Origin of the sequence: Paraburkholderia sp. SG-MS1 (assembly GCF_012275575.1) — a bacterium.
In the GTDB taxonomy this organism is placed as follows: domain Bacteria; phylum Pseudomonadota; class Gammaproteobacteria; order Burkholderiales; family Burkholderiaceae; genus Paraburkholderia.
Map to the genome: position 1 here is coordinate 1 of NZ_NPIH01000070.1, position 1,447 is coordinate 1,447.

Here is a 1,447-nt window from a genome sequence, read left to right on the forward strand (position 1 = left end):
ACCCTACTTGCCCACCGGCTGCATCGTCGCAATCGGAATCAGGAATTCGGAAAAGCCAGTCAGCATAATCTGCACGCCGATGCACAGCAGCAAAAACGAAGATACACGCATCGCGACCTTGGTTCCTTCGACGCCGAGATACTTCGCAAAAATCACCGCACGGCTGTAGATCAGATAGACCGTGGCGGCCACCGCGAACGAGATCACCACTGACGCGATGCCGGACACCACGAACTCAGACAGCTTGTGCGTGCGGTTCGCGGTCAGCGCGACCGCGGTGGCAATCGAGCCCGGCCCGGTGGTCAGCGGAATGGTGAGCGGGAAGAACGCCTTCGACATCGCGTTGTCCGCATCGACACGCTTGACGGCCGGCGGCTCGGCCGGTTGCGTGTCCGGTGCGTTGAGCATCTGCCAGCCGCCGACCGCCACGGCGAGTCCGCCGCCGATACGCAACGCCTCCATCGAGATGCCGAAGAAATGCAGGATCGGCGTGCCGATGAAGAACGCCACCAGCAGCACGCACACCACGTTGATGGCGATTTTCCGCGCGAGTGCGGTGCGCTCTTCGGTGGTCAGTGCCGCGGTGCGGTCGAGGAACACGAAAGCAATGCCGATCGGATTGATGATGCTGATCAGCCCGGTAAAGCCAAACAGAATGTCCGAGATCAGACTGGCGACCATATGCGACCCGTGTCGGGCGGCAGCCCCGGTGGCTGGACGTTCTGCCCGCGCACCCGGAACGCCGCGTCATGTTGATGAAGCCGGAGCGCCGTGCGCTACCCGGACCATGCTCGCCCTGCGTGGCGAGAATCATATCGCGGCGCGCCAGCCCAGTCCGCCAAATGCCTCACAACACGAGGTATCGCGTGGTGTGCCGCCGTCTGCGCAGCGCCTTGCAGCGCAACAAGCGCCGGCCGAAAGATGCATCTGCAACTTTCAGAAAGCCTACACTTTTTTGACCGCCTTTACGTAACCAAAGTATCCGGCATACAGTCCTCAGCGAAGCCGCACTTTCAACGAGACGTACTCAACCGGTTCGAGGAGTTGCCCCCATGTTGCTTCGTGTACTCGCCGCGTTGCCGTTCATCGGCATTCTGCTCGGCGTCCCGTTTGTGAATCGCGTCGAGCCGCTGGTGCTCGGCATGCCGTTCGTGCTGGCCTGGATCGTCATGTGGGTGGTGCTGAGTTCGATCCTGATGGCGGTCGTCTATCGCCTGGACCCCGCCAACCGCAACTTCGTGGCAGATGCCGAGGAGGTCCGCTCATGAGCGCACTCGTCATCATCGCGGCCGTCACGCTGTTCGCCCTCTATCTCGGCGTTCGCGCGCGGCGCGGACACGACATGAACCTCGAACAGTGGAGCGTGGGCGGGCGCAGCTTCGGCACCGCCTTCGTGTTCCTGCTGATGGCGGGCGAGATCTACACGACCTTCACCTTCCTCGGCGGC

General features: G+C 62.4%; 2 protein-coding genes and 1 pseudogene. 2 read left to right on the forward strand and 1 reads right to left on the reverse strand.

Annotated features, from left to right (window positions below; all coding sequences use genetic code 11):
* Positions 1-3: 3 nt before the first annotated feature.
* Positions 4-681 (reverse strand): MarC family protein, encoded by a 678-nt coding sequence (locus tag CIC12_RS04965; protein WP_168662713.1) that lies wholly within the window; start codon positions 679-681, stop codon positions 4-6.
* Between the two features lie 371 nt (positions 682-1,052).
* Between CIC12_RS04965 and CIC12_RS04970 the strand changes: the two genes are divergently transcribed.
* A complete protein-coding gene (locus CIC12_RS04970; RefSeq protein WP_168662715.1) occupies positions 1,053-1,268 on the forward strand; it encodes a DUF3311 domain-containing protein in 216 nt (71 codons plus the stop codon).
* Positions 1,265-1,447 (forward strand): annotated as a pseudogene (locus tag CIC12_RS04975) (sodium:solute symporter family protein); the annotation flags it as partial. The gene CIC12_RS04970 and the pseudogene CIC12_RS04975, both read left to right, overlap by 4 nt.

Bases quoted from the DNA above. Each gene is read 5' to 3' on its own strand.
- CIC12_RS04965 (WP_168662713.1), bottom strand. From the start codon at position 681: ATGGTCGCCAGTCTGATCTCGGACATTCTGTTTGGCTTTACCGGGCTG.
- CIC12_RS04970 (WP_168662715.1), top strand. From the start codon at position 1,053: ATGTTGCTTCGTGTACTCGCCGCGTTGCCGTTCATCGGCATTCTGCTC.